18 protein-coding genes and 1 pseudogene are annotated in these 23819 nt (G+C 72.1%); 14 read left to right on the top strand and 5 right to left on the bottom strand.

Annotated features, from left to right (window positions below; genetic code table 11):
• Window positions 1-21: 21 nt before the first annotated feature.
• The gene (gene car / locus CIB93_RS14565; protein ID WP_306454817.1) at window positions 22-3465 is read right to left on the bottom strand and encodes a carboxylic acid reductase; all 3444 of its coding nucleotides are present in this window, start codon (window positions 3463-3465) and stop codon (window positions 22-24) included.
• 603 nt (window positions 3466-4068) lie between these two features.
• Here car and CIB93_RS14570 point away from each other — a divergent pair.
• From CIB93_RS14570 to CIB93_RS14590, 5 genes are all read left to right on the top strand, one after another.
• On the top strand, window positions 4069-5211 hold the full coding sequence (locus CIB93_RS14570; protein ID WP_373558751.1) for a 3-deoxy-7-phosphoheptulonate synthase: 1143 nt from the start codon (window positions 4069-4071) through the stop codon (window positions 5209-5211).
• 76 nt (window positions 5212-5287) lie between these two features.
• Window positions 5288-5953 carry an isochorismatase family protein gene (locus CIB93_RS14575; RefSeq protein ID WP_096627235.1) on the top strand — a complete coding sequence of 222 codons (666 nt, stop codon included), beginning with the start codon at window positions 5288-5290 and terminating at the stop codon, window positions 5951-5953.
• A gap of 38 nt (window positions 5954-5991) precedes the next feature.
• Entirely contained in the window at window positions 5992-7884 is a 1893-nt protein-coding gene (locus CIB93_RS14580) for an anthranilate synthase family protein (protein ID WP_096627236.1), read from the top strand.
• Between the two features lie 92 nt (window positions 7885-7976).
• Entirely contained in the window at window positions 7977-8672 is a 696-nt protein-coding gene (locus CIB93_RS14585; protein WP_096627237.1) for an acyl carrier protein, read from the top strand.
• A gap of 13 nt (window positions 8673-8685) precedes the next feature.
• Window positions 8686-9705: a 4'-phosphopantetheinyl transferase superfamily protein gene (locus CIB93_RS14590; RefSeq protein ID WP_096627238.1), complete on the top strand. Its 1020-nt coding sequence runs from the start codon at window positions 8686-8688 to the stop codon at window positions 9703-9705.
• A gap of 50 nt (window positions 9706-9755) precedes the next feature.
• Here the strand turns inward: CIB93_RS14590 and CIB93_RS14595 are convergent, their stop codons facing one another.
• Window positions 9756-10379 carry a ScbR family autoregulator-binding transcription factor gene (locus CIB93_RS14595; RefSeq protein WP_096627239.1) on the bottom strand — a complete coding sequence of 208 codons (624 nt, stop codon included), beginning with the start codon at window positions 10377-10379 and terminating at the stop codon, window positions 9756-9758.
• A 155-nt stretch (window positions 10380-10534) separates the two neighbouring features.
• On the opposite strand from CIB93_RS14595, the gene CIB93_RS14600 reads away from it, so the two are divergent.
• Window positions 10535-11524, top strand: coding sequence for a ScbA/BarX family gamma-butyrolactone biosynthesis protein (locus CIB93_RS14600; RefSeq protein WP_096627240.1), 990 nt, complete (start codon window positions 10535-10537; stop codon window positions 11522-11524).
• Between the two features lie 144 nt (window positions 11525-11668).
• Here the strand turns inward: CIB93_RS14600 and CIB93_RS14605 are convergent, their stop codons facing one another.
• Together CIB93_RS14605 and CIB93_RS14610 are read right to left on the bottom strand one after the other, a co-directional pair.
• Window positions 11669-12442: an SDR family NAD(P)-dependent oxidoreductase gene (locus CIB93_RS14605; RefSeq protein WP_107470959.1), complete on the bottom strand. Its 774-nt coding sequence runs from the start codon at window positions 12440-12442 to the stop codon at window positions 11669-11671.
• Between the two features lie 90 nt (window positions 12443-12532).
• Window positions 12533-13186, bottom strand: coding sequence for a TetR/AcrR family transcriptional regulator (locus CIB93_RS14610; protein ID WP_096627241.1), 654 nt, complete (start codon window positions 13184-13186; stop codon window positions 12533-12535).
• A gap of 187 nt (window positions 13187-13373) precedes the next feature.
• Between CIB93_RS14610 and CIB93_RS14615 the strand changes: the two genes are divergently transcribed.
• From CIB93_RS14615 to aroB, 7 genes are all read left to right on the top strand, one after another.
• Window positions 13374-14564: a transposase gene (locus CIB93_RS14615; protein WP_096627242.1), complete on the top strand. Its 1191-nt coding sequence runs from the start codon at window positions 13374-13376 to the stop codon at window positions 14562-14564.
• Between the two features lie 118 nt (window positions 14565-14682).
• Window positions 14683-15888 carry a transposase gene (locus tag CIB93_RS14620; RefSeq protein ID WP_257002192.1) on the top strand — a complete coding sequence of 402 codons (1206 nt, stop codon included), beginning with the start codon at window positions 14683-14685 and terminating at the stop codon, window positions 15886-15888.
• A gap of 290 nt (window positions 15889-16178) precedes the next feature.
• Window positions 16179-18341 (top strand): transketolase, encoded by a 2163-nt coding sequence (gene tkt, locus CIB93_RS14625; protein ID WP_096627243.1) that lies wholly within the window; start codon window positions 16179-16181, stop codon window positions 18339-18341.
• Complete coding sequence (aroA, locus tag CIB93_RS14630) at window positions 18338-19621, top strand: 3-phosphoshikimate 1-carboxyvinyltransferase (protein ID WP_096627244.1); 1284 nt, start codon at window positions 18338-18340, stop codon at window positions 19619-19621. The genes tkt and aroA overlap by 4 nt, the downstream gene beginning before the upstream one ends.
• 61 nt (window positions 19622-19682) lie before the next feature.
• Window positions 19683-20867 (top strand): chorismate synthase, encoded by a 1185-nt coding sequence (gene aroC, locus CIB93_RS14635; RefSeq protein WP_096627245.1) that lies wholly within the window; start codon window positions 19683-19685, stop codon window positions 20865-20867.
• Window positions 20864-21391: a shikimate kinase gene (locus CIB93_RS14640; protein ID WP_096627246.1), complete on the top strand. Its 528-nt coding sequence runs from the start codon at window positions 20864-20866 to the stop codon at window positions 21389-21391. Before aroC ends, CIB93_RS14640 begins: the two co-directional genes overlap by 4 nt.
• Window positions 21388-22551 (top strand): 3-dehydroquinate synthase, encoded by a 1164-nt coding sequence (aroB, locus tag CIB93_RS14645; protein WP_096627247.1) that lies wholly within the window; start codon window positions 21388-21390, stop codon window positions 22549-22551. The genes CIB93_RS14640 and aroB overlap by 4 nt, the downstream gene beginning before the upstream one ends.
• On the opposite strand, the gene CIB93_RS14650 is transcribed toward aroB, so the two are convergent.
• The gene (locus CIB93_RS14650; RefSeq protein WP_257002193.1) at window positions 22449-23381 is read right to left on the bottom strand and encodes an NAD(P)H-binding protein; all 933 of its coding nucleotides are present in this window, start codon (window positions 23379-23381) and stop codon (window positions 22449-22451) included. The two genes, aroB and CIB93_RS14650, sit on opposite strands and share 103 nt — an antisense overlap.
• Window positions 23382-23612: 231 nt before the next feature.
• On the opposite strand from CIB93_RS14650, the pseudogene CIB93_RS14655 reads away from it, so the two are divergent.
• Window positions 23613-23819: pseudogene (locus CIB93_RS14655) on the top strand (MFS transporter); the annotation flags it as partial.

Consider the following 23819-nt stretch of genomic DNA (forward strand, 5'->3'; position numbering starts at 1 on the left):
AGGTCACGGAGGTCACGGAGGTCACGGAGCGATCAGGTGCCCCAAGTCCTCCGCGTACTTCTTGATGAACGCCGGGGAGAGCTGCGGGACAGCGCCCGTCGGGCCCAGGCCCGCCTCCTTTACCGCTGCCTGGAAGCGGGCGGACGGAATGGCCGATCCGCTGATGACAGGCTCCGGAGTCCGGTGTGCGTCGAGCAGCGGAAGGATCGAGTGCTTCCGCTGCGGCTCCGGAGCCGCGCGCAGCGCCGTTTCGAACCTCGCGAGCCAGTCGTCGTAGTCCTCGACCCGGTCGATGCGGTGACCGGCCTCGTTCAGCCAGTCGACGAAGGTGTCCAGCGAGATGCCGTCGTCGTGCGGGTTCACCAGGCTGTAGGTCCGGTACCCCGCCCGTGCCTCGCCTCCCAGCGTCACCACGGCCTCTGCGGTGAAGTCGACCGGGAGGCCGTCGTAGTGGGCGCGTGGGCGGCGGTCCGTGCCGTCGGTCTCGTAGAAGGAGCGCGGGGCGATGCCCGTGACGATGAGGCTCAGCAGCAGCCGCGTGAACATGTCGGTGACGTTCAGCTGCCCCGCGTAACCGGTGTGCGCCAGGATCATGTTCGAGCGGAACGTCGTGACCGGGAGGCCGTACAGGTCGTGCGCCTCCCGCAGCAGCACCTCACCGGCCCACTTGCTGGTCGCGTAGCCACTGGCGTAACCGTCGTCGACCGGCTGGTCGGGGAGGGCGACGCGGACGTCGGAGTCCTCGTCCAGGGCCCCGCCGCCGGGCAGCGACGCCGCGACCGCCACGCTCGATATGTACGTGAACGGCTTCAGCCGGCCTGTGAGCCCCAGGCGGATCAGCTCGGCGGTCCCGACCACATTGGCGTCGAAGAGGTGGTTGTAGGGCAGCACGTGGTTCACCAGGGCGCCGGCGTGGACGATCCGGTCCACCTCGCCGGCCAGCCGCTGCCACACCTGCTCGTCCAGGCCGAGCCGGGGCTCCGCCATGTCGCCCGCCAGGACCTCCAGGTGGTCGCGGGCCAGGTCCTGGAACGTCCGGGCGGGCTCGCCGTCCCCGGCCCCGTCCTGGTCGCCGAAGGCCTCCACCAGCCGTGCCAGGGCCGCGGCGTCGTCCGTCCCGCGCACCACGCAGATCAGCTTGCCGCCCACTGGGGCGAGCCGCCGCAGCCACTCCAGGCAGAGGAACCGGCCCAGATAGCCGCCGGCCCCCGTGAGCAGCACGGTGCGAGGTTGTCCCACGGTCCTCAGCAGGGCCGGGGCGGCGGCACGCGTCTCCTCGTCGATGAACTTGTCGAGGGTCAGGTCCACGGCCCGGACCCGCGTGCTGCCCTCCGTGTGGACCGACGCGAAACTCACCCGCCCGGGACCTGCCGCGAGCTTCTCCTCCACATAGCCCGCGATCCGCCGCAGGTCCGTGCCGCGACTGATGATCACGTCCACGGGGACGCGGATGCCGAAGATGTCGTAAAGAAGATCGGAGAAGGTCACCGCGGACATGGAGTCCCCGCCGATCTCCCGGAAGCGCGTGCCGGGGCCGATCCCGGACGTCGCGGTGGACAGCAGCGCCTGGGCCGCCCGCTGCACCGTCTCCAGCGCCGGCCGGTCCTTGCCGCCGCGGCGTACGTCGCGCAGCTCGTCCTTCTCCCTGGAGGCGATGGCGGAGTAGGTCTCCTCCAGGGCCGGGCGGTACTTCTCCAGGAGCTGGGGGCGCAGGAGCTTGCGGTGGTCGGAGAGCAGGCCGTTGCTTTGGCTGAACGGCTCGGTCTCGATCAGGAAGTCGCGCGGTATCTCGTAGGAGTTCAGCCCGACCTCCTTCGCGATCTCCTGGAACGACTCCCCGAGGAGCTTCTTGAGCGTCGTCTCGTCGGCGCCGGACTGCTCCAGGGCATCCGCGGTCGGGACGACCACCGAGAGCAGATAGGACCGCTCGCTGTTCCCGTACACGAATATCTGCCGGACCAGCGGGCTGACCGCGAAGACCGCCTCCAGGCGGGAGGTGGCGACGAACTCGCCCTGGGACAGCTTGAGTACGTTCTTGCGCCGGTCCACGACGACATGACGTCCCGGCTCGATCTCCGCGACGATGTCGCCCGTACGGTAATAGCCGTCCTCGTCGAATATCTCGGCGTTGAGATCCGGCCGCTTGTAATAGCCGGGCACCATCGCCTCGGTCTTGAGGAGGAGTTCACCCCGGGGGTGCGGTGAATCGGTCCGGTAGTAGCCGAGTTCCGGTACGTCGACGAGTTTGTGGTCGATGACCGGGGGCTTCAGGAGCTTTCCGTCGACCGAGACGGCGGCGGCCTCGGTGGAACCGTAGATGATGTGCACTTCGATCCCCAGCAGGGATTCGGTGAATTCCTTGAGTTCGGCGGAGAGCGGGGCCGATCCGCAACTGGCCCATCCGACACGGCCGCCCAGGACATTCTCGCGAATGTCCTTCCTGACCTCGGTCTCGATCCGCTCCAGGTCTCCGTCGCCGCCCTTGGCCGACCGGCGGTCGAGTTCGCTCTGGTACTTCTGGAAGAGCATTTCGCACACGCGCGGAACAAGCGACATCTCCGTGGGCCTCGCCAGCGCCATGTCCTCCAGGAAGGAGGACAGGTCGCTGTTCGCCGTGAAGTACGTGGTGCCGCCGCGCGCCAGGGTGTTCTTCAGCGAGGAATGTCCGGCGACATGACTCATCGGCATGTAGTGGAGGTTCGCCGCGTGCTCGTCCGAGAACAGCTGCGACCAGGCCCCGCCCCACATGGCCCGGGCCAGCCGCTCGGTGTACATGGCGCCCTTGGGGGTTCCCGTGCTGCCCGAGGTGTAGATGAGCATGGCGAGCGGGTCCTCGTCGCCCTCGATGTCGAACAGCGGCGCCTCGGGGAGCTCGGCCCCTCGTGCGCGTACGTCCTCCAGGAGGTCGATGACCGGCTCGCGCCCGTGCTCCGCCAGGCGTTCCCGGGCCGCGGTGAACCGGTCGGACTGATCGTCCACCTCCGGTACGTAGTCGAACAGCACCAGGCGCCGCACCGACGGGTTCGCCAGGGCCAGTTCGACCGCCGTGTCCAGGCGCTCGATGCTCGTCGCGACGACGACCGGCTCGGTCTCCTCGACGATGGCGTTCAGCTGTGACACCGCGGAGCTGGTCTGGAGAGGAACGCTGACCGCACCGAGATGGGCGCAGGCGAGATCGACCGTCGTGTAATCGATGCTGGCGAAACCGAGAATCGCCACCCGGTCCCCGGCCCGTACCGCGTAGGGGCTGCCGTCGTGGTGCCAGGCGCTCGCCACCGAGCGGACCCGCTGCCAGAGTTCGCCGTAGGTGGTCATCTCGTACCGGGGCAGCAGGCCGATACGGGTACGGCCCGTACCGGCTTCCTCGACGAGTTCCTTCGCGCGTTCCCCGAGGGCGGGGCGTTCGGCGAACTGCTCCATTATGTCGGCCATCACTCGCGCAAGTCGCATGATGAATCTCCGTATCGCATCACTGGATTACGCCGACTCTTGACGTCGGACGCTTGAGGCCGGACGAACAGGGAATCGCCCCGCGGGGCGCGGCCGGCGAAATCCCCTCCCCATCGCCCAGGGCGCGCCGTGATGCTAGGCGGGGCCGAACCGAACATTCGAGCCCATGAGTTGGAGTCCGTCAGGTCCGCCCTGGGTGATCCGCCGAACGGCAGGAGCTGGGCCCGGGGACGCCGTCCACCTGACGGACTATGTTCCGCCGGGTTGTCCGTCGGCCGCCGTGGCTCAAGAGTGATACCCGTCCGAGAGATGGTCCCGGTCGGCCGGCGGTGCGAGAAGCGCCGGATTTCCACGTCTGAGCTGAGCAATGGATACGCGGCTCAACACCCCGGGATCTCCATGGGCTTTCATGCCGGGAAAGAACTCTCCGGCCGAAAGCCGCCGAAGGGCGCGCGACATCACCATCCGCATCTGCATCCGCATGTGCTTCCGCGTCCGATTCTGCGCCTGCTTTTCCGTGCTCCTTGGCGCACCACCAGGTCTGTCGACAGCCGGACCGCCCGTGTCCGGCCCACGCGAGGGAACCCAATGATCGACATAGTCTCTTATCTCCGTTCCATGCCCGCACTCCAGCAGCCCGACTGGGAAGGCCACCCCGAGCTCGAAGCGGTCCGCACGGACCTGAGCCGGATGCCCGCCCTCGTGGACGCCGAGGCGGCGCAGCGGCTGCGCACCCTGCTCATGGAGGCCGCCGCGGGCCGCCTCCAGATCGTCCAGGCAGGTGACTGCGCGGAGGACCCCGCGGAGGCGACTCCGACGGACGTCCGGCGCAAGGGCGCGCTGCTCGACGTCCTCGCCGGGACGATGCGCCTGGCCTCCGGTCTGCCGGTGCTGCGGGTCGGCCGGATCGCCGGGCAGTACGCCAAGCCCCGCTCGGCGGCCGTCGAGAAGGTAGACGGGCAGGAACTCCCCGTCTACCGCGGCCACATGGTCAACCGCCCGGAGCCCGACGCCGAGCTGCGCCGCCCCGACCCCCGGAACCTGCTGTCCGGGTACCGCTCCGCCAGCGACATCATCCACTTCCTGGGCTGGCGCGGCACCGAGAGCAGGACGGACCTCGACGTGCCCGTCTGGACGAGCCACGAGACGCTGCTGCTCGACTACGAACTCCCCCTGCTGCGGCGGGAATCGGACGGCTCGCTGCTCCTCACCTCCACCCACTGGCCCTGGGTGGGGGAGCGCACCCGGCAGCTCGACGGCCCGCACATCGCGCTGCTCGCCGCCGTCTCCAACCCCGTCGCGGTCAAGGTGGGACCCACGATGACGCCGGACGAGCTGCTGGCCCTGTGCGACCGGCTCGACGCCCAGCGCCAGCCCGGTCGCCTCACCCTCATCTCGCGGATGGGCGCGGACCACGCGGCCCGCACCCTTCCCGCGCTGGTCAAGGCGGTTCACGACGCGGGGCACCCCGTGCTGTGGATGTCGGACCCCATGCACGGCAACACCGTCAGCGGCCCGGACGGGACCAAGACCCGCCTCGTGAAGACCGTGGTCCAGGAGGTCGTGAACTTCCAGGAGGCCGTCACGCAGAACGGCGGGGTGGCCGCCGGGCTGCACCTGGAGACCACTCCGGAGGCGGTGGTCGAGTGCGTGCGCGACGAAGCCGAGCTCGGGCGGCTGGGTGAGAAGTACCTGAGCTTCTGCGACCCGCGGCTCAACCCCCAGCAGGCGGTCGAGGTCGTCTCCGCCTGGCGCGGATAGCCCTCCCCGTACCTCCCTCACACATCCCGTCACCACTCACCACTCACCAGTCACCACGGAAAGGACGCGACTTCCCGTGCCTCACATACCGCCCGTCGAGCCCTACCCCATGCCGGCGGAAGGGGACCTCCCCGACAACACCGTGAGCTGGGCGCCCGACCCGGACCGGGCCGTGCTGCTCCTCCACGACATGCAGGAGTTCTTCCTCAGGCCCTTTCCCCGCACCGGCGAACCCGGCGGCGCCCTCGTCTCCAACGCCGCCCTCCTCAGGGACCGCTGCGCCGAGCTGGGCATCCCCGTCGCCTACACCGCCCAGCCCGGCGGCATGACCACGCGGCAGCGCGGTCTGCTCCGCGACTTCTGGGGGCCGGGGATGAACCCCACCCCGGAGGACCGCAGGATCGTCCCCGGGCTCGAATCCCGTCCGGGCGACTGGGAGTTCACCAAGTGGCGGTACAGCGCCTTCCACCGGTCCGACCTGCTGGAGCGCATGCGCTTCCACCGGCGCGACCAGCTGATCGTCTGCGGCGTCTACGCGCACATCGGCGTCCTGATGACCGCGGTGGACGCGTACACCCACGACATCCAGCCCTTCCTGGTTGCCGACGCCGTGGCCGACTTCTCGGCCGACGACCACCGCCTCGCCCTGGACTACGTCGCACGGCGCGCCGGTCGGGTGCTCACGACCAAGACCGCACTCGGTGAGCTCGGCGAACCCGGCGAGTCCGGAGCCGGCCGGTGAACGCGCAGTCCGTACCACCTCACCCCACGGGGAAGACCATGGCATCAGTACACGAAACCCCCGACCTCCTGGCGCGGATCCTCGACGGCGGCGCCGACGACTTCGCCCTGCTCCACAGGCCGGAGCAGGCCGGGGCCGACACCCTGGAGATCCTCCTCGGCGAGGTGACCGAGGTCGCCGCGCTCAAGGATCTGCCGCTCGCCGAGGACCCGCCGCCCGGTGCGGGGCACGACCTGCTGGTCATGATCCCGTACGGGCAGATCACCGAGCGGGGGTACCAGGCCCGCGCCGACGGCGAGTCCCTGCTCTCCATGGCCGTACGGGAGCAGGCGACGGTGCCGCTCGGCGCGACGCTGTCCCGGCTCCCGGGCGGGCCGGTCAAGTTCGTCGACGGGCGGTTCGACGTGCCCGACGAGGAGTACGCGGACATCGTGCGCCGCGTGATCGACACCGAGATCGGCACCGGAGAGGGGGCCAACTTCGTCATCAAGCGTTCCTTCGTCGCCCAACTGCCCGGCTTCTCGCGGCAGGTGGCCCTGGCCGTCTTCCGGCGGCTCATGGAGCGCGAGTCCGGTGCGTACTGGACGTTCCTCGTGCACACGGGCGGGCGTACGTTCGTCGGCGCCACGCCCGAGCGGCACATCAGCGTGCACGGCGGCGTGGCGGTCATGAACCCGATCAGCGGCACCTACCGCTATCCCGCCGACGGCCCCTCCCTGGACGGCGTCCTGGAGTTCCTCGACGACCGGAAGGAGACCGACGAGCTCTACATGGTCGTCGACGAGGAGCTGAAGATGATGGGGCGCGTCTGCCCCTCGGGCGCCCGGCTGGTCGGCCCCTACCTCAAGGAGATGGCACGCCTGGCGCACACCGAGTACTTCATCGAGGGCGCGACCGACCGGGACGTCCGCGACATCCTCCGCGAGACGCTGTTCGCCCCGACCGTGACCGGCTCCCCGCTGGAGAGCGCGGCCAAGGTGATCCGCCGCTACGAGCCCGTCGGGCGCGGCTACTACAGCGGGGTCGCCGCCCTCATCGGGCGCGACGCCGCGGGGGGCCGCACCCTCGACTCCTCGATCCTCATCCGTACCGCCGACATCGACGCCTCGGGACGGATGAGCATCGGGACGGGCGCGACCCTGGTGCGCCACTCGGACCCCCAGTCCGAGGTGCGCGAGACCCGGGCCAAGGCGGCGGGGCTGCTCGCGGCGCTCGGTGAACCCGAGCCCCTCCGCTTCGGTGCCCACCCCGCCGTCCGCACGGCGCTCGACCGGCGGAACGGGGGGATCGCCGACTTCTGGCTGCGCGATCCGGGCGGCCACTCCGGGCAGGAACAGCCCCTGGCGGGGCTGCGGGTCCTGGTGGTGGACGCGGAGGACACCTTCACCGAGATGATCGCTCACCAGGTGCGCTCCCTCGGGTGCGAGGTCACGGTGCGTCGCTTCGACGAGCCCTACGACGTGACCGCGCACGACCTGGTGATCCTAGGGCCCGGGCCGGGCGATCCGCGCGAGACGGACCACCCCAAGATCGCCCATCTGCGAGCCGCCGTCACCGGGCTGCTGGCGGAGCGCCGCCCCTTCCTGGCCGTCTGTCTGAGCCACCAGGTGCTCAGCACCGTCCTGGGCCTGCCCCTGCACCGCAGGCCGGTCCCCAACCAGGGCGTCCAGCACGAGATCGACTGGTTCGGCGGACGTGCGCGGGTGGGCTTCTACAACACCTTCGCCGCGCACGCCGAGGAGGACGGGTTCGACCACCCCGAGCACGGGCCGGTGCGGATCAGCCGTGATCCGGAGACCGGTGAGGTCCACGGTCTGCACGCCCGCGGCTTCGCCTCCATGCAGTTCCACGCCGAGTCCGTGCTGACCCAGAACGGCCCCGGGGTCATCGCCGCGCTCCTGGAGAGCCTGGCCGCCGCACGCGTCGGCTGACCGGCCGCTCCCGGGCCCGGCGAAACGGCCGGGCCCGGGAGCCGCCGCACCCCGCACGGATACACGGACAGACGGATACTTGGAGCCCACGCATGTCCTTTCAAGACCAGACTCTCGCCTCGGCGACCTTCGACGCGGCACCGGCCGCGGTGGTCGCCGAGCTCATATCGCTGCTCGCCGACGTGCTGAAGGTGCGGCCCGAGCAGCTCGATCCCGGGCTGACGTTCCGCTCGATGGGCATCGGGTCCGTAGCGACCCTCCAGTTCGTCTCCGTGGTCAACGCCCATTACGGAACCGGCCTCAAGCCCACAGCCCTGTTCGCCCACCCCACGCTGCTGGCGTTCGCCGGGCAGGTGGCACGCGAGGCCGGTGTCGTGGAGGAACGGGACACGGCGCCCCCGGAGCCCGCCACGTCTGTCACGCCCGACGCCACGCAGGACATCCTCGGCTTTCTGCGCGAGCGTCTGGCGGGGATACTGGGCTGCGAGCCGGCGGCCCTGGACCCCTCGGCCCCCTTCAACCTGCTGGGCGTCGACTCCATCCGCGGGGCGAAGTTCGTCGCCGCCATCAACGACGCGTACGGCATGAACGAGCCCGCCGTCACCCTGCTCGACCGCCCCGGGCTCGCCGCGATGGCCGCTCATATCGCGCGCGTAGCCAAGGCGGAGGGGCCGCCCGCCGTCGGCGGCCCGGCGGCCGACGAAGAACTGGGCGCGCTCCTCGACGCGGTGCGCGCGGACCGGCTTTCGGTGGACGAGGCGCTCACGCGGCTGCCTCACCAGGCGTGAACGGGCGACAACGATGGACGAACGCGAAATACTCACCCGGTTCAAGGCCGGCCTCCTGGAGCGCGAGCAGGCCGTGTGGCTCCTCGCGGAACGGCGAAGGGCACCCGGACGCGGAGCGGACGGCGGCTTCCCGGCAGCGGACGGCGGCTTCCCGGCCCCGGTATCCGCCTCCCCGGCCCCGGCGTCCGGTGCGGCGGCGGCTCCGGTGTCAGGTGCGGCGGCTCCGGTGTTCCTGCCGCTGCCCGGCGGGGCCCATGAGCCCATCAAGCTCTGGTACTGCTCCAACGACGAGCTCGACTCCGCACTCGCCGTCACCCTGGCCCGGCACTGGCTCGACGAGGAGGAGCAGGAGACCGCGAGCCGCTTTCTGTTCGAACACGACCGGCGGCAGTATCTGGTCGCCCACGCCCTCGTTCGGCGCGTACTCGCGCTGGAGAGCGGCCTGCCCGAGGCGGAAGCCGTGATCTGGCGGTCCGCACGGGGGCGGCCGTTCCTGGAGCGGCCCCCCGTCGGACTGCCGCGCGGCGGTCAGGAGCTGGACTTCAACCTGTCCCATGCCGAGGGCCACAACCTGCTCGGCGTGGTGCGCAGCCACCGGATCGGGGTGGACGTGGAGCGCGTCGACCGCGGTGAGCAGGGGCTCGACGCGATCATCGAGACCTTCGCGCAGGACGAACGGGACTGGGTGGCGCGGGCCGCGCCGGGCCGTACCCGGGACTGCCGGACCCTGCGGCTGTGGACGCTGAAGGAGGCGTACTCCAAGGCGCGCGGGCTGGGCCTCGGGCTCCCCTTCGACAGCTTCTCCTTCACCCTGCACGAGGAGCGCGGGGTCCTGGCGTTCAGGCCGCCCGAGTCCGAAGCGGCCCTGCCGTGGCGGTTCCTGGAGCTCGAACCCGAGCCCGGTGTGCTGGCGGCAGTGGCACTCCTCGCCGACGCCGACGTACCCTCCGTCCTCCAGTTGCACCGCGGCTTCCCCTGGAGCCGGAAGGCGCCGGAGCTGCTGGGGCTGCCGGAGCCGGTCGCCGGCCGCTGACGCGGCACGGGCGGTGGCGGGCCGCACGGGGAACTGAACGGCCGGCCGGCTCAGGACTTGTCGCCGCGCCGCGGGCTGAGATCGATACGGGGCAGGGTCCCGGGCGTGGCGATCCCCGGGAGCAGCAGCCGCCACATCTCGACCGTGCGCTCCGGCAGGTCCTTCCGGCCGTTCACCAGCTGCGCGTACAGCTGGACGCCGGTGCACGCGCTGACGACGAACTCGGCCACCCACCTCGGGTCGACCCCCGGCAGCAGCTCCCCGCTGTCCCGGGCATCGCACAGGCACTGCTCCATGACGTCCCGCCACTGGAGGTAGGGCGAGATGTCGTTGACGCCGAAGCTGCCCTGCTCCACCGAGAGCCGTACACCGGCGCGCAGCAGCGGGTCCTTCAGGAGCTGGTGCGACCACACCCGGGTGATGTCCACGATGCGTTGCAGGCCCTGGGTGTCGACGTGCGGCTCGATGCTCTCGGGCTGCGCCATCATGACCGCCCTCGCGATGCCTTCCTTCGACTCGAAGTGGAAGTACAGCGCCCCCACCGTCAGCCCGGCCCGCTTCGCGATCTTGTTGAGCCCCGTCCCCGCGTACCCGGCCGCGTCGAACTCCTCCGCCGCGGCGCGCAACAGCAATTCACGTGTGCGCAGCGCACGGTCCTGCATCTGACGTTCCATGTTCGGGCTCCGTTCGCCGGTAAAGTCTGGACAAAAAAAAGAATCATCCTTATTTTATCTCTCGGGGCCCCGGTCGTCCAGGCAGGTGCGCCCCGTACCAACCGTGCGCTTTGTGCCCATACCTCTCATGCCTCTCTACCCGGGGGAGTATCCGTATGCCAAGCACCGCCACCGCCACCGTCACCCTTGCCCCGCCCGTCGCGTTCGTCGCGGGGGAGCTTGTTCACAAGGCCCGCCCCGGATCGGTGCTGCTCACCGGTCTGCGGCCCGACGGAAGTGACGGGTTCGTGGTCTCGGCCCACTGGCCCGAGGTGCACGAGTACTACGCGGCCAGGGGGGCCGCGCTCGACCTGCTCCTCCTCACCGAGACGGTGCGCCAGTCCTTCCCCCTGCTGTGCCACAGCGCCTACGACGTCCCTCTCGGGCATCACCTGCTGTGGGACGACTTCGGTTACGAGCTGACCCCGGCGGCCCTGGCCCCGGGCGACCGGAGCGGACCCGTCGAACTCCACGTCACCTGCCTGGAGTCGACCCGTCGCGGCAGCCGGGCGGCAGCGCTCACCCTGCTCATATCCGTGGTCCGGGGCGGGCGGCCGCTCGCCGAGTGCACCACGCGCCTGACCGTGCAGTCCCCGGCCGTCTACCGGCGACTGCGGGCGGGCCGCGGCACCCCCGAAGCCGTCACCGCCCTGCCCGCCGCCCCCATCGCGCCGATCGCGCCGTCGGTCCTGGGGCGCACCCGGCTGCGCGATGTCGTCCTCAGCCCCGCGGTGGGCCTCGGCCGGTGGCGGCTGCGGGTGGACACCACGCACCCCCTCTTCTTCGACCACCCCCTCGACCACGCCCCGGGCCTGCTCCTCCTGGAGGCCGCCCGCCAGGCCGCCCTGATGCTCCCCTCCGACCACCCCCAGTCCGTGACGGGCATGGAGACCTCCTTCCACCGCTACGTCGAGCTCGACGCTCCGTGCCGGATCGAGGCGCGCCCGCTGGACCCGGACCCGGAGGGGCGCCGGCGTACGGTCGTCTCGCTGTGGCAGGACGGGGTCGAGTGCTTCACCGCCACGGTGCGGCTCGCCCGGAAGGCGGGCCCCGGGCCCGCCGCCCTGGTGCGGGCGGGCGGGGACGTCATTCCGTTCCCCCGGTAGAGGGCCGTTCCCCGGTGGGGGTTCGCATGTTCGCGTGAACGCCCTGGCGGGGCCGCCCGCATCCGTCCTTATCGATACGGCAGCGGCGGCCCGCCCCCTTCCCGGGGGCGGGCCGCCGCTGCCGTGGTGTGAACCCGCCGGGCGTCAGGCGGCGGTCCAGCCGCCGTCCACCGGCATCGCGACGCCCGTGACGAACGAGGCCTGATCGCTGCAGAGCCAGGCGGCGTTGCGCGCGATCTCCTCCGGTTCGGCCATCCGTTTCTGGATGGAGCGCCCGACGAAGTCCTCCTCCAGCGAGGGTGTGTCCTTCAGTACCTGGTCCATCATCTCGGTGCGCGTGCTGCCCACCACCAGGGCGTTCACGCGGACCCCCCGTCGGCCGTACTCGGCCGCGGCCGCCCGGGTCAGCCCCAGGACCGCGTGCTTGGCCGCCACATAGGCGGAGGACGCGCCCGTGGCCTGCACGCCCGCCACGCTGGAGGTGTTCACGATCGACGCCGGGCGGCCGGAGCCGAGCATCGCGGGGATCTGGTGGCGCATGCAGTTCCACACGCCCCTGACGTTCACGGCCATGATCTGTTCAAAGACCGAGCCGTCCGTCTCGTGCAGCAAGCTGCCGGACGTCGCGTATCCGGCGTTGTTGAAGGCGCCGTCCAGCCGGCCGAAGCGCGCCACCGCCTCGGTGACGACCCGTTCGACCTCGCCCTCCCGGGTCACGTCCCCCGCGGCGACCATCGCGCGCCCCCCGCCCGCGGCTATCCGGTCGGCGAGCTCGCGCAGCCGGTCCTCGCGCCGCGCCATGAGCACCACAGTCGCGCCCTCGTCGGCGAATACGCGCCCCGCCGCCGCCCCGATCCCGCTGGATGCCCCCGTGATCATCATGACTCTGTCCCGCAGCAAGCCTGTGTCCCTAGTCATGCCGAGTTCCCCACTCCCCATGGACTGCTTCTGACCCCCCAAGGGCCGCCCTCGCGGGCGGCCCCCTGGACAGGAAAAGAATAATGGTTCTTATGTATTTTTACTAGCGGGGTCCGGCTCGGGTGGGCGGATGGCTGAGATGCCGTACAGGAGCAGGTCGCAGAACTGGGTGAAGCGCACCCTGGCGGCCTCGGCGTCCTCGGGTCCTGCGCCGTCACCCCGGGCGTGCACCTCCGTCCCGGCGGCCAGTCGCAGGGCCATCTGCGCCACCGCCTCCGGGGTGACGCCCGCCCTCAACTGCCCTTCCTCGCCCGCGCTGCGGAACATCTCCCGTACCGGCCGGAGCCAGGAGTCCGACCAGTCGTCGGCCCCCGGGATCTCGCTGGAGAGCCGTACGGCCGCACGCGCCACGACATCGCGGTGGAGCAGTTCGAGCAGGGCCAGGAGCAGTAGGTGGGCCCTGCGCAGGGGGGTCACCGGGAGCTCGGCCACCTCGCTCACCCGCTCCTCGACGCGGGCGAGGCCGAGCTCCCCGAGCTCGGCGAGGAGCTGCCCTTTCGTGGGGAAGTGGAAGGTCAGCGCACCCGTCGTGACACCGGCCTCGCGGGCGATGCGGTGCATGACCATGCTGCCGTAGCCGTGCCGGTCGATCTCCCGTGCGGTGGCGTCCAGCAGAGCGCCGCGCGTCAGCAGGGACCTCTCCTGCTGTTTCGCCGGCCTCCTTCCCGTTCCGTCCGGTGCCACCGTGACCTCCCACTCCTGGTTCGCTGATCAACTCCCTACGCTCCCCGCGTCATCCGCCGTTCACAACGCCGAGTTGACGAACTTGCACCCGGAAGGCATCCTCACTCTTCAAAAGAATAAGAATGATGGTTATGTTTTGGATGTCGCCGGCAACCACCGCCGGCCAGGAGCCTTCAAGGAGCCAGTCATGTCTGCACAGGCCACGGCGGTCCTCGGCGCACCGGAGAGCGCGCGGCGCGCAGGGCCGGAGGGCCTGACCGCCTACGCGGAGCGGGTCTTCGGGTATCTGCCCCGCAGTGACCAGCGCCGCTGGGCGGACGCCTATCTCAGGGGACTGCTGACCACGCCCGGGCGCAAGACCGTGCGGCGCATGGCCCGGACGCTGGACCTGCCCGAGAGTGCGCCGCAGGCGCTCCAGCAGTTCATCAGTGCCAGCCCCTGGGAGTGGGCGCCCGCACGGGTGGAGCTGGCCCGGATCGCGGCCGGACTGCTGCCCGACGCCGTCTGGACGGCCAGGCCTGTGCTGCTGCGCAAGCGGGGGAGCCATTCGGTGGGCCTGCGCGCGGGCATCCTCCCGGGTACCGGCCGACGGGTGAACTGCCAGGTCGGCATCGGTCTGTTCCTCTCCGGTGGCGGCCGCAGCATCCCGGTCGGCTGGCGCCTCCTCCTCGACGACACCTGGTGCGAGGACCCCGAGCGGCGCCGCCGCGCGCGGATTCCGGACGCGGTGACGCCCCGGCCCGCCTGGGCCCTCGTGCTGGAGATGGTGGAGCAGTTCGCCGCCGCGGGGGTGGCCGAGTCCGCGCCCGTGGTGCTCGGACGCGACTTCGCCCCCGGCGTCCACCAGTTGGCCTCCCAACTCACCTGGCAGAGCCGGGACTTCATCCTGGAGGTGCCGCCCGGACAGCCGCTCACACCGGCGTCCCCCCGAGGGGCGGCCCCGTCCCCGGCCACCGCTTCCCCGGGCGACGCGGCGGCTCTCGTGGCGGCGCGCTGCCGGCAGACCGCCTCCGCACTGCCCGGGCGGGCGCAGCTGTTCTCGACCGCCGTACGTCTCCTCCCGTCGCGCCCCCCGGCAACCGCCGTGCACCAATCGCACCGGCTGGTCGCGGAGGTCGCCACCGCGCCGAAACGGCCCTCCCGGTTCTGGATCACCTCGCTCCGCGACGCACCGCCGACCACCGTGCGCGGGCTCGCGCACCGCACCGTCCTGACCGATGTGGCGGTCCGGGACGTGCAGACCGAGCTCGGGCTCCTGGACTTCGAGGGCCGTTCCTTCCCTGGCTGGCATCACCACATGACGCTGGCCTCCGCCGCCTACCTCTACCGCCAACTGCGTGGCGCGAGCGCGCCGCAGGGATGGCCCGTCGGTCCCTGACCCACCAGGGGCCTGCCGTGGGGCCTGCCGTGGCCGAGGTGTCGCTCAGCCGGACACCGCGCCGTCCTGCCGTCGATCCCTCCGGGGGCTCCGCCCTCGGGCAACAGTGAGGAAGCCCATGATTGACCACTGCCCGCCCGCTGTCCGTACCGGTCACGCCCTGCCGGTTCTGCCGCCTTCCCCTTCCCGCGACCTGGTCCTCGCCGAGCTGGCCTCCAGGGTCTTCGCCTCGCTGCCCCGCAGCGACCAGCGCCGCAAGGGCCTCCAGTATCTGGACGGACTGCTGACCGTCCAGGGGCGCAAGTCGATCCGCAACATCGCCAAGCTGCTCGGAACCCAGGCCTCCGAGCAGAACCTGCACCACTTCATCAGCGACTCCACCTGGGACTGGGTGCCCATCCGCCGGGCGCTGGCCGAAGCCGTGGACGCCTCCCTGCCGACCCGGGCCTGGGTAGTAAGACCCATGACCATCCCCAAGGCCGGACAGAACTCCGTGGGGGTGGGCCGGCACTTCTCCCCAGCGCTCGGGCAGACCCTGAACGCGCAGCGCGCCATCGGCGTCTGGGCGACGTCGGAGTCCGCGGGCGTACCGGTCAACTGGCGGCTACAGCTGCCTTCCTCGTGGCACACCGACGACGCCCGGCGCAGTCAGGCGGCGGTCCCGGAGGGTACGAGCGCGGAGAGTCTGCACGGCTGCGCGGTCGAGGCGTCCCGGGAGACCCAGCTCGGCTGGGGGCTGCCGGTGCGGCCCGTCGTCTTCGACCTGGACGAGGCGTCCGAGCCGCTCCTGAAGACGCTGGCCACCACGCACGTTCCGCTCATGGCGAGGGTGGGCGGGGACACCCTGCTCACCGTGACCGACCGGGTCATGTCGGGGCGGGAGCAGAGCACGCTCCCCGCACACCGGATCATGGCCATGGCCGGGAACATGCGGCGACCGGTGCCGGGCAGGCGCCCCCTGTCGGGAGTGGTGAAGGACATGCCCCTCGCCGCCGCCGTACGCGTCGAACTCCCCTCGTATCCCCGGGGTTCCGAACACCGGCAGCTGGTGCTCCTGGGCGTGGGCGACTACGGCAGCCGCTGGCCGGCCGAGCTGTGGCTGTCCAACCTCACCACGGTCCCCATGGAGTACCTGGCCAGGCTGCGGCAGCTCACGGACCGGGCGGCCCACGATGCCACGGTGGTGGCCGACCGCGTGGGCATCCGGGACTTCACCGGGCGCTCCTTCAACGGCTGGCACCGGCACGTCACGCTCGCCTCGGCCGCCCACGCCGTCACCGTCCTGGGTGACCGCACCTCGCACCTGCCGTACATCGCGGGCTAGTTATCGAAGTCCGGCTTGGGTCCCCACCCACGGGCCCATAAGTTGGAGCGGCAGCCGAGGAACGGCCCCCCACCGGCGCCCCGCCGCCGGGCCCGTCCGGCGCACACGGTCCGCCGCGGCGCTGTCCGCACCGAGGACCGGCCCGGGGCAGGGGACCAACCCCCGCACCCGCACCCCCCCACTTCCTCCCTCGCTCACTCACGCACGTCTCGACCTCGCTGCCGCGAGCAGCGCTTCATGACCAGCCCCCGCGGTTCTCCCGGACCGCCGAACTCCGTAGGGACGACCCCATGCAGTCACCACCGCAGACCGCACAGGATCAGCCGACGCAGCACCCCGAGGACTGGAGCGCACAGGACTGGAGCGCACAGGACTGGAGCGCACAGGACCGGAGCGCACAGGACTGGAGCGCGCTCGACCAGCGGGCCGTCGACACCGCCCGCGCCCTGGCCATGGACGCCGTGCAGCACGCCGGGCACGGACACCCGGGAACGGCGATGAGCCTCGCCCCGGCCGCGTACGTCCTCTTCCAGAAGGTCATGGCCCACGACCCCGCCGACCCCGGCTGGGAGGGGCGGGACCGGTTCGTCCTCTCCGCCGGTCACGCCAGCCTGCTGCTGTACGTCCAGCTGATGCTGGCGGGCTACCCGCTGACCCTGGACGACCTCAAGGCCTTCCGCCGCCACGGCAGCCTCACCCCCGGACACCCCGAGCACGGGCACACCCCCGGGGTGGAGACCACCACCGGGCCGCTGGGGCAGGGCATCGCCAACGCGGTGGGCATGGCCATGGCCGCCCGCTACGAGCGGGGGCTCTACGACCCCGAGGCCGCCACCGGCACCTCCCCCTTCGACCACACGGTCTGGGTCATCGCGGGCGACGGCGACCTCCAGGAAGGCGTGTGCGCCGAGGCCTCGTCGCTCGCCGGACACCAGAAGCTGGGCAACCTCGTCGTGCTCTACGACGACAACCACATCTCGATCGAGGGGGACACCAGCACCGCGTTCTCCGAGGACGTCCTCCAGCGGTACGCCTCCTACGGCTGGCACGTGCAGCGGGTGGAGCCGAAGCCCGACGGCGACCTGGACCCCCGTGCCCTGCGCGAGGCGTTCCTCGCCGCCAAGGAGGTGCGCGACCGGCCCACCCTGATCGCCGCGCGCTCGGTCATCGCCTGGCCCGCCCCCCGTGCCAAGGGCACCGCCGCCGCGCACGGGGCCGCCCTCGGCGCGGAGGAGGTCGCGGCCACCAAGGAGGTCCTCGGCCTCGACCCGGCCCGCTCCTTCCACGTACCGGACGAGGTCCTCGCGCACACCCGGACCGCCCTGGTCCGCGGCCGTGCCGCACACACCGCCTGGGCCGGGAAGCTGGCGCAGTGGCGCGACGCCCACCCCCGCCGGGCCGCGGAGTACGACCGGATCACCCAGGGGCAGCCCCCGGCCGGGTGGGAGAACAAGCTCCCCGTCTTCGAGCCCGGCACCTCCGTCGCCACCCGCAAGGCGTCGGGCACCGTACTCGCCGCGCTGGGGCCGCTGCTGCCCGAGCTGTGGGGCGGCTCCGCCGACCTGGCCGGGTCCAACAACACCACGATCGACAGCAGTTCGTCCTTCCTGCCACTGGGCAACGCCCTGCCGCAGGCCGACCCGTACGGCCGTACCGTGCACTTCGGCATCAGGGAACACGCCATGGCGTCCGTGATGAACGGGGTGGCGCTGCACGGCGCGACCCGCATCTACGGGGGCACTTTCCTGGTCTTCTCCGACTACATGCGCCCCGCCGTGCGGCTCGCCGCGCTGATGCGGCTCCCGGTCACCTATGTGTGGACCCATGACTCGGTCGGGCTCGGCGAGGACGGCCCCACCCACCAGCCGGTCGAGCAGCTCGCCACCCTGCGGGCCATCCCCGGGCTGAACGTCGTACGCCCCGCCGACGCCAACGAGACGGCGGCCGCCTGGGCGGAGATCCTGCGCCGGCACAGCGCCGACCCGGCCCCGCACGGGATCGTGCTGTCCCGGCAGAACCTGCCCGTCTACCCGCCCAACGAGCTTGTCCCGCGAGGCGGTTACGTCTTCCGTGAGGCCGAGGGCGGGGTTCCGCAGGCGCTGCTCGTGGCCACCGGTTCCGAGGTGTCCCTGGCGGTCGCCGCCCAGGAGCTGCTGGCGAAGCGCGGTGTCGCGGCCCGGGTGGTGTCGATGCCCTGCCTGGAGTGGTTCATGGAGCAGGACCGCTCCTACCGGGACCAGGTGCTGCCACCCGACGTACGCGTACGGGTGACGGTCGAGGCCGGAGTGGGTCTGGGCTGGGACCGCATCGCGGGCGAGGCGGGGCGCGTGATGTCCCTGGAGCGGTTCGGCGCCTCGGCCGACGGCGCGCTGCTCTTCCGCGAGTTCGGCTTCACCCCCGAGGCGGTCGCCGCCGAGGTGGAGACCGCCATGGAGAAGGCGGCCCGCCGATGACACCGCAGATATCCCGGCTGCGCCCGCTGTCCGCGCGTATCCCCGGCTCCAAGAGCATCACCACCAGGGCCCTGCTCCTGGCCGCTGCGGCGAAGGGCACCAGCACGCTGTGGGCCCCTCTGGTCAGCCACGACACCCTCGCCTTCAGGGCGGCCCTCGGCAGCCTCGGCGTGGCGGTCGAGACCAGCCCCAGCGACCAGTTCTGGGACGTGACCGGCAACGGCCGCGGCCCCGTCGGCACGGGCGAGGTGTGGTGCGCCGACGCCGGTACGGCGGCCCGCTTCCTGCCCCCGTTCAGCGCGGCGGGCGAGGGGACCTTCACCTTCGACGGCTCCGAACAGCTCCGGGCCCGGCCGCTGAGCCCGCTGATGAAGGCCATGACCGCGCTCGGCGCCGAGCTGGAGACCCCGGTCCCGGGGCGCTTCCCGCTGACCGTACGGGCCAGTGGCCTGGAGGGCGGCGAGCTGAGGGTGGACTCCTCCATGAGCAGCCAGTTCCTCAGCGGCCTGCTGATGACCGCCCCCCTGATGCGGCGGCCGGTCCGGGCCGACCTGAGCGGCTCCGTCAGCCGCCCCTACCTGGACATGACGCTGGCCCTGATGCGGCGCTTCGGCGCGGACGTCCAGGAGTCCGGGGACGGGGTGGTCGAGGTGCGGCCTGGCGGCTACCGGCCCGCCGCCGTCGTCATCGAACCCGACGCCTCCACCGCCTCGTACGTCTTCGCGGCCGCCGCCGCGACCGAGCACCGGGTGACCGTGCCCGGCCTCTGCGGCCGCAGCCTCCAGGGCGACCTGCGGTTCGTGGACACCCTGCGGCAGCTGGGCGCCCAAGTGGAGGTGTCGGACCGGGACGTCACCGTGACAGGCACCGGACGGCTGCGCGGCGGTCTCACCCTCGACATGGGCGACATCTCCGACACCTTCATGACCCTCGCGGCGATCGCTCCGCTCGCCGACGCGCCCCTGACCATCGGCGGGGTGCGGCACGCCCGGTTCAAGGAGTCGGACCGCATAGCGGCGGTGGCGCAGAACCTGCGCGCCTGCGGCATCCGGGTGGACGAGACGGAGGACTCGGTCACCGTCCACCCCGGCCCGCTGCGGCCCGCCCGCATCGCCTGCCACCGCGACCACCGGATCGCCATGGCGTTCTCGGTCCTGGGGCTGGCCGCGCAGGTTCCGCTGACGCTCGACGACCCGTCCTGCGTCACGAAGACCTTCCCCGGCTTCCACCAGGAGATGGCGCGGCTCTTCCCGTACTACGAAGTGCCGGAGTACCGCTGATGACCACGTACGCGCGCCGGAGGAAGGCGCAGTCCAAAGCCCACAGGAAAGCAGGGAAAGGATGAGCAGGTTGCGCTGGCTGACCGCGGGGGAGTCGCACGGCCCCGCACTCGTCGCGACGCTGGAGGGGCTTCCCGCAGGGGTCCCGGTCACCACGGAGCTGGTGGCGCAGGCCCTGGCCCGGCGGCGGCTCGGCTACGGCCGGGGCGCGCGGATGAAGTTCGAGCAGGACGAGGTGACCTTCCTCGGTGGCGTACGCCACGGCCTCACCCTGGGCTCCCCGGTCGCCGTCATGGTCGGCAACACCGAGTGGCCCAAGTGGGAGCAGGTCATGGCGGCCGACCCGGTCGACCCCGCCGAACTCGCGGGCCTCGCCCGCAACGCCCCCCTGACCCGCCCGCGTCCGGGCCACGCCGATCTGGCGGGGATGCAGAAGTACGGCTTCGAGGAGGCGCGCCCCGTGCTGGAGCGCGCCAGCGCCCGGGAGACCGCGGCGCGGGTGGCGCTCGGGGCGGTGGCCCGCTCGTATCTGAAGGAGACGGCCGGGATCGAGATCGTCAGCCATGTCGTGGAGCTGGGCGCCGCGCAGGCCCCGTACGGGGACGTGCCCGGACCCGGCGACGTGGAGCGGCTCGACGCGGACCCGGTGCGCTGCCTGGACGCCGACGCGTCCAAGGCGATGGTCGCCGAGATCGACCAGGCCCACCGGGACGGCGACACCCTGGGCGGCGTCGTCGAGGTCGTCGCCCACGGGGTGCCCGTCGGGCTCGGCTCGCACGTGCACTGGGACCGGCGCCTGGACGCCCGGCTCGCCGCCGCGCTCATGGGAATCCAGGCGATCAAGGGGGTCGAGGTCGGCGACGGCTTCGGTCTGGCGCGCGTGCCCGGCTCGCAGGCCCACGACGAGATCGTGCCCACGGCCGACGGCATCCGGCGCTCCTCCGGCCGCTCCGGCGGCACCGAGGGCGGCCTGACCACCGGTGAACTCCTGCGCGTACGGGCCGCGATGAAGCCCATCGCGACGGTTCCGCACGCCCTGGCCACCGTGGACGTCAGCACCGGCGAAGCGGCCGTCGCGCACCACCAGCGCTCGGACGTCTGCGCGGTGCCCGCCGCCGGGATCGTGGCGGAGGCGATGGTGGCCCTGGTCCTCGCGGACGCGGTGGCGGAGAAGTTCGGCGGCGACAGCGTGGCCGAGACCCGTCGTAACGTCTCCGGTTTCCTCGCCCACCTGGAGATCGCATGACCTCCCCCCTGGCCGTGCTCGTCGGCCCGCCCGGCGTGGGCAAGTCCTCGGTCGCACGCATCCTCGCGGCGCGTACGGGCACGGCGGTACGCGACACCGACCAGGACATCGAGCGGCTGACCGGCCGGACCGTCAGCCAGATCTTCGCCGAACGGGGCGAGCGGCACTTCCGTGCCATCGAGCACGAGGCGGTCCGCGCCGCGTTGCACGAGCACTCCGGGGTGCTCGCCCTGGGCGGCGGGGCCGTGGTGCGGGCGGGGACGCGCGAGGCGCTGCGCGGGCTGCCGGTCGTCTTCCTGGACGCCACCCTCGCCGATGTCCGCGAACGCCTGGGGGACGACGACTCCCGGCCGCTGCTGCGGGACGACTTCGCGAACCGGTGGCTCGGCCTGATGGCCACGCGGCGCCCCCTGTACCTGTCAGTGGCCCGAGCCGTGGTGTCCACACACGGGCGCACCCCGGGGCAGGTCGCCTCGGCGGTGCAGTCCGAGCTGATCGGCGCGTCCGTGGGGGCCCTGCCATGACCGTCGTCCGCATCCCCGTCGCGGGGAGCGCCGGGAGCGACCCGTACGACGTCCTCGTCGGGCGTCAGCTCATGGGTGCCGTCGGTGAGCTGGTCGGGCCGGCCCACCGCGTCGCGGTGATCCATCCGGCGGCGCTGGCCCCGCTGGGCGAGACCGTACGCGCGGACCTCGCCGCCCAGGGCTTCGAGGCGATCGCCGTCGAGGTGCCGGACGCGGAGGAGGCCAAGACCGCCGATGCCGCCGCCCGCTGCTGGTCGGCCCTCGGGCGGGCCGGTTTCACCCGCAGCGATGTGATCGTCGGCATCGGCGGCGGCGCGACCACGGACGTGGCCGGTTTCGTCGCGGCCAGCTGGCTGCGCGGGGTGCGGTGGATCGCGGTGCCCACCACCGTCCTCGGCATGGTCGACGCGGCCGTCGGCGGCAAGACCGGCATCAACACCGCCGAGGGCAAGAACCTCGTCGGCGCCTTCCACCCTCCGGCAGGCGTGCTCTGCGACCTCGCCGCGCTCGACTCGCTGCCGGTCCACGACTACGTCTCCGGCCTCGCCGAGATCATCAAGGCGGGCTTCATCGCCGACCCGGTCATCCTCGACCTGATCGAGGCCGACCCGGAGGCCGCCCGCAGCCCCGAGGGGAAGCACACCGCTGAGCTGATCGAGCGGGCGATCCGGGTCAAGGCGGACGTCGTGTCGGAGGACCTCAAGGAGTCCGGCCGACGCGAGATCCTCAACTACGGGCACACCCTGGCCCACGCCATCGAGCGGAACGAGGGCTACCGCCTCCGGCACGGCGAGGCTGTCTCCGTCGGCCTGGTCTTCGCCGCGGAACTCGGCCGGGCGACGGGCCGCCTGGACCAGGCCACCGCCGACCGGCACCGCACGGTCCTGCGCTCGGTGGGCCTCCCGGTGACCTACCGGGGTGACCAGTGGACCCGGCTCCTGGCCACCATGCGGCTCGACAAGAAGGCGCGCGGTGATCTGCTGCGCTTCATCGTCCTGGACGGCCTGGCCAGGCCCGCCGTGCTGGCGGGCCCCGACCCGGCGCTCCTGCACACCGTCTACGCCGGGGGCTGCGCCTCGACGGCGGCCTCCCCGGCCTCCCGCACCGGCTCCTCCCCGGCCGCCTCCACCGGCTCCGCCGCGCGGAAGGCCGAGCGGTGACGGCGCGCCCACGCCCGGAACGTACCGGGCTCCCGGCCGGTCGCCTCCCGGACCCCGTGGTCCACGGCGCTCTTGGCTCCCCGGGCCTGCCGGTCCGCGCTTTCGAGGAGCGCCGCCGCGAGGGCGTCGGGGTAGCGGGAGCGCCACACGGCCAGGGCCTGTGCCTCGGTCAGCTCCTCGTGGCGTACCGGACGGCCGAGGACCTCGCCGAGCTGCGCCGCCTGCTGCCGGGCAGACAGGGCGGCCGGTCCCGTCAACGCGTACGCGCGTCCCGCGCACTCCGCGGAGGTCAGGGCGCGGGCGGCGGCCTCCGCCACGTCCCGGGGGTCGACGCAGGAGTTCGCGGAAGCGCCGTGCAGCGTGCGCACGACGCCCTCGTCGCGCACGGACCGTGTCCAGTCCAGGCAGTTGGACATGAAGGCGCGGGGGCGCAGCAGCGTCCAGGACATCCCGGACGCCCGTACGCGCTCCTCGCACGCCCGCTGCCAGCGGGTGATCGCGTCCTGCGCCTGCGGGTCGGTCACCGCGAGGGCCGAGACCTTCACGACGTGGCGGACGCCGGCCCGGCGCGCGGCGGTGAGGAGGTGCTCGTCGTGGGTGTCCCGCAGGGGGTCGAACGTGACCGCGAGGAGCGCGTCCGCCCCGGCGAGCGCCCGCGTCAGCGAGGAGGTGTCGTCCAGGTCCGCCTCGACGGCCGCGCCGGGCACCGGTAGGCGGGCCGCCGCCCGCTCCGGGGAGCGGGTCAGGCAGCGCAGGTCGTACTGCGGGGCGAGGAGGCGGGCCACCCGGCTCCCCACCGTCCCCGTCGCGCCCGTCAGTGCAATACGCAAGGCCTCTCCTCTCTCCGGCTCCATGACTATCACCACGGCTGGCCCGGGGGCGATCACTATGCAAAGATAATAATGAGCACTATGTTTTTTGTCGGGCGGCCGTTCCCCCCCGCCGCTCCGCGGCCCGGCCGCACTCACCCTGGAGGAAGTACGTTGACCACGAACAGCACAACACCCCGCCGGGCCTGGCTCGGCTTCACCCTGGTCCTCAGCCTGGTCGGGCTGGTGGCGATGGACAACTCCGTGCTCTACCTCGCGATGCCGAGCATCAACGAGGCGATCTCCCCCAGCGCGGGCCAGTCCCTGTGGATCGTCGACATCTACGGCTTCGTGGTGGCCTCGCTGCTCATCGCGTTCGGCAACCTCGGCGACCGGCACGGCCGGCTGAAGTTCCTGCTCGGCGGCGCGATGCTCTTCGGTATCGGATCGGCGGGCGCC

The sequence above is a fragment of the Streptomyces sp. WZ.A104 genome, assembly GCF_002382885.1.
GTDB lineage: Bacteria > Actinomycetota > Actinomycetes > Streptomycetales > Streptomycetaceae > Streptomyces.